Below are 4,657 nucleotides of genomic sequence, written 5' to 3'. Positions count from 1 at the left end.
CCCTCGTCGCCGAAACGATCCAGCGGCTGGCGGAGACCTTCGCGAAAGAAAAGGCGAGCCTCGAGGAACAGTGGGGCCGGGGCGACGACATCTCGACGGAGGACCTGAGGCAGGCGTTGAGGCGGTATCGGTCGTTCTTCGACCGCCTCCTCTCCGTCTAGGGAAGCTTCGCGGCGCTCCTCGGCACGGCGGACGCCGAACGGGCTACGGAGGAGGCGCGGCGCCCGGCCGCCGCCTCTTCTCCCTCACCGTCTCGGCGATCACGTACAGAACCGGAATGAACAGCAGGTTCAGCGTGGTCGCGAAGATCATTCCGCCGAACACCGTCGTTCCGATCGAGTGGCGGCTCGCGCGGCCGGCGCCCTTCGCGAACACGAGGGGAAGAACCCCGAGGATGAAGGCGAACGACGTCATCAGGATCGGCCGCAGACGGATTCTCGCCGCCTCGATCGCGGCGTCGGCGATCGACATTCCCTTCGCGCGGAGCTGCTCGGCGAACTCGACGATCAGGATGGCGTTCTTGGAGGCGAGCCCGATCAGCATGACGAGGCCGATCTGGCAATACACGTCGTTCTGGAGCCCGCGCAGGGCCTGCGCGAGGAGCGCCCCGAGGATCGCGAGCGGCACCGCGAGCAGGATGATGAACGGGAGCGCGAAACTCTCGTACTGCGCGGCGAGCGTGAGATAGACGAAGAGGATCCCGAGACCGAAGAGCATGATCGACTTCCCCCCCGATTCGAGCTCCTCGAGCGAGAGCCCCGACCACGAGTAGCCGATCCCCGCCGGCAGCGCGCGCCGCGCGACGGACTCCATCTCCGCCAGTGCCTGTCCGGAGCTGTAACCCGGCGCCGGTGAGCCGTTGATCTCGGCGGACCGGAACAGGTTGTAGTGGCTGATGACCTGGGGCGATGTCGTCTCGCTGATGTGGACGAGCGTCTCGAGCGGGATCATCTTTCCCGACGCGGACCGCACCTGGTAGGCGCGGATGTCGCGGGGCTGGCTCCGGAAGCGCCGGTCCGCCTGGACGGTCACCCGGTAGGCACGGTTGTTGAAATCGAAATCGTTGACGTACAGCGAGCCCATGTAGACCTGCAGCGCGTCGGTGATCTGCGCGAGATCGACGCCGGCGACCTTCGCCTGCTCGCGGTCGATCGTGACGAGGAGCTGAGGATCGCTCGAGGTGAAGTCGGTGAACAGGCCCCGCAGCGCCGGGTCGCGGTTGCCGCGCGCGACGAGGTCCTGGGTCGCCGCGGCGAGCCGCTCGATCGAGCCGCCCGACTGGTCCTGCACTTCGAACTGGAACCCGCCGAACCGGCCGACGCCGGGAATCGGCGGCGGCGGGAAGGGAATGACGATCGCTCCGGGAATCCCCATGAGGGGGCCGCGCACGCGCGCGATCACCGCGTCGACGGCGTGTTTCGAGCCTCGCCGCTCCGAAAGCGGCTTCATCGGCGCGAACACGATCGCCTTGTTGGACGCGGTCCCGGAGAACGAGAACCCCGCGACGGCGAATACCCCCGCGACTTCCGGCTCGCGCATCAGCGTCGACGAGACCTGGGCGGCAATGCCGTTCGTGTAGTCGAGCGAGGCGCCGGGGGGCGACTGGACCGCGACGATGAAATACCCCTGGTCCTCGTCGGGCACGAACGCGGAGGGGACGATCCGGAAGACGACGAACGTCAGGACGAGGCCGGCGAGGAACGCCGCGCCCATCGTCCTTGGGCGGCGGACGAGTCGGCCGAGGGAGTCGCGGTACCGGCGCGTCGTCGCCGCGATCGCGGCGTTGATCCGTCCGAAGATGCCGGTCGGATGCTCCCGCTCGTGCCCGAGGAGCTTCGCCGCGAGGGCGGGCGAGAGCGTGAGCGCGTTGAACGCGGAGAGCGCGACGGAGAAGGCGATCGTCAGCGCAAACTGCTTGTAGAGGATTCCGGTCGTGCCGGGGAAGAACCCGACGGGCACGAAAACCGCGACCAGAACGATCGAGGTCGCGATGACCGCTCCCGCGACTTCCTTCATGGCCGAGGAGGCCGCCTCCGGCGCGGAGAGGTGGCGTTCGCGGATGTGGCGCTCGATGTTCTCGATGACGACGATCGCGTCGTCGACCACGAGGCCCGTCGCGAGCGTGATCCCGAAGAGCGTCAGCGTGTTGATCGAGAAGCCGAGGAGCTTGACGAACGTGAACGTGCCGACGAGCGATACCGGGATCGTGACCGCGGGGATCAGCGTCACGCGCCAGTCCTGCAGGAAGAGGAAGATGACGAGGATGACGAGCGCGATCGCTTCGAGCAGCGTGACCAGGACCTCGCGGATCGACTCCGAAACGGCCTCGGTCGGATCGAAGGCGACCTGGTATTTCAGGCCCGGAGGGAAGCTCCGGGCGAGACGCTGGAGCTCGACCCGCACGGCCTTGTCGACCGCGAGCGCGTTCGCCGTCGGGAGCTGCAGCACGCCGAGCCCCACCGCATCGATCCCGTTGAACCGCAGGTTCGTTCCGTAGCTCTCGGCGCCGAGCTCGGCCCGGCCGACGTCGCGGAGGCGTACGAGGGTCCCGTCCGGGGACGCCTTCAGCACGATCTGGTCGAACTGGGCGGGGTCGATCAGCCGCCCGACGGCCCGGACGGAGATCTGGAACTGCTGTCCGGGCGGCGCGGGAGGCTGGCCGAGCTGTCCGGCCGGGACCTGGACGTTCTGCTCCTGCAGCGCCGAGACGACGTCCGCGGCGGTCAGCTTGCGGGCGGCGAGGCGCTCCGGGTCGAGCCAGAGCCGCATCGAGTACTTGCGCTCCCCGAAGATGATCACGTCGCCGACCCCCGGCACGCGCTTGATCGCGTCCTTGAGGAACACGTCCGCGTAATTGCTGATCCAGAGCGCGTCGTATTCGCCGTGCGGCGCGAACAGGCCGAGCGCCATGACGAACGCGCTCGAGTTCTTCGCGATCGTGACGCCCGTCGTCTTCACCTCGTTCGGGAGACGCCCCTGGGCGGACGCGACCCGGTTCTGCACGTCGACCGCGGCGACGTCGAGGTTCCGCGAGAGGTCGAACGTCGCGACGATCGAGGAGCTCCCGTCGTTGCCGCTCGTCGACTGGATGTAGCGCATTCCCTCGACGCCGTTGATCGCCTGCTCGAGCGGAGTCGTGACCGCCGTCTCGACCGCCTGGGCGGAGGCGCCGGTGTAGAAGCTCGAAATGGTGATCTGGGGAGGCGCGAGTTGCGGGAACTGTGCCACCGGGAGGGTCGGAATCGAGATGGCGCCCGCGAGCACGAGGATCAGGGCGCAGACGCTCGCGAAGACCGGGCGGCGGATGAAGAAGTCGACCATCGGGTTACGAGAAATCCGATCGAAATCCGGAACCCGAGACAAAACCGAGTACTCGAATTCCGTGACTCGAAGCCGGACCCGCCGTCAGAGAACTCTCGGATCGGCGGCGATTCACGTTTCGGACGTCGAACTTCATGCTTCTGGCGCGTTCCGGATTTCGAGTTTCGCGCTTCGGAATTCCCGTGACGCCCCGGTCACGACTCGGGCGTCACGGGAGATCCTTCCCCGATCTTCTGGACGCCTCCGACGACGACGCGGTCGCCGCGCTTCAACCCCTCCCGCACGACGTAGTCGTTGCCGACGATGTCCCCGAGCTTGACCGGCCGCTGGTGCGCGACCGCGGCGCCGGGAGGTCCCTCGACGACGAAGGCGAAGTCCTGGCCGCTGATCCGGACCACCGAGACGACCGGGATCGTCAGAGCCGGGTTCGAGCTCCAGACGATCCGGGCACGCACGAGCTGCGCCGGGCGGAGAGCGCCTTTCGGGTCGTCCACGGGGGCCTTGGCGAGGACCGCCTGCGTCTCGTCGGAGACGCGCGGCGCGACGAAACTGATCGCGGTCCGCGCGAGGATCGCTCCGCTGTCGTCGACGAGCTCGACCGGGAGTCCCACCTTGAGATCCGCCGAGTGCTCGACGGGAACCGGGATGTAAGCCTCGAGCCCCCCGCTTCCGCGGTCGAGCGTCGTCAGGATCGTCGACGTCGTCACCCGATCGCCGACGCGGACGGGGATGTCGCCGACGACGCCGGCCGCCGGCGCGTCGACCCGGTAGTAGCCGAGATCGACGCTCTCCTGCCGGACCTGCGCTTCGGCGGTCTGGGCGTCCGCGCGGGCCGACTCGAGCGCCGATTGCGCCTGATCGAGGTCCTGCTGGCTCGCGAGTCCCTCGGAGAAGAGCTTCGCGATCCGGCCGTGCTGTTCCTCGGCGAGACGAAGCGCCGCGACCTTCGAGGAGTGGGTCGCCTCCGATGCGCGCACGGTCGCCGCCTGCTTTTCCGGGTCGATCTGGAGGAGCGGCGCTCCCGGCGCGACCCGGTCGCCCGATTTGACGTAGATCTTCGTGACGTGCCCCTCGACCTGGGGCTGGATCGTGATCGACTGGCGGGACTGGAGCGTCGCAACGTACTCCGTCGTCTGGGGGACCGGGGTGGGCTCAAGCGTCTTCACCGTGACCGGCATCGCGGGAGGCGCCGGCGGCGCCTTCTTGCCGCAGGCCCCGGCCAGGAGAAGAGCCGCGGCCCCCGATCCGAAGATCGAAGTTTTCCACAGGATCCGGACGCCTCTTCTCACACGTTCCCCTTCGCCGGGATGATAACGAAGAAACCGGCGCAGGGTTT

2 protein-coding genes are annotated in these 4,657 nt (G+C 68.1%); both read right to left on the bottom strand.

What is annotated here, in order from left to right; genetic code table 11:
• Positions 1–204: 204 nt before the first annotated feature.
• A complete protein-coding gene (locus tag VFS34_11850; GenBank protein ID HET9795147.1) occupies positions 205–3,321 on the bottom strand; it encodes a multidrug efflux RND transporter permease subunit in 3,117 nt (1,038 codons plus the stop codon).
• 194 nt (positions 3,322–3,515) lie between these two features.
• Complete coding sequence (locus VFS34_11845) at positions 3,516–4,610, bottom strand: efflux RND transporter periplasmic adaptor subunit (protein ID HET9795146.1); 1,095 nt, start codon at positions 4,608–4,610, stop codon at positions 3,516–3,518.
• Between the last annotated feature and the right edge of the window lie 47 nt (positions 4,611–4,657).

The sequence above is a fragment of the Thermoanaerobaculia bacterium genome (genome assembly GCA_035717485.1).
In the GTDB taxonomy this organism is placed as follows: Bacteria; Acidobacteriota; Thermoanaerobaculia; order UBA5066; family DATFVB01; genus DATFVB01.
Note: the sequence above shows the minus strand (reverse complement) of the source record. Positions and strands in the feature narration are given on the sequence as shown.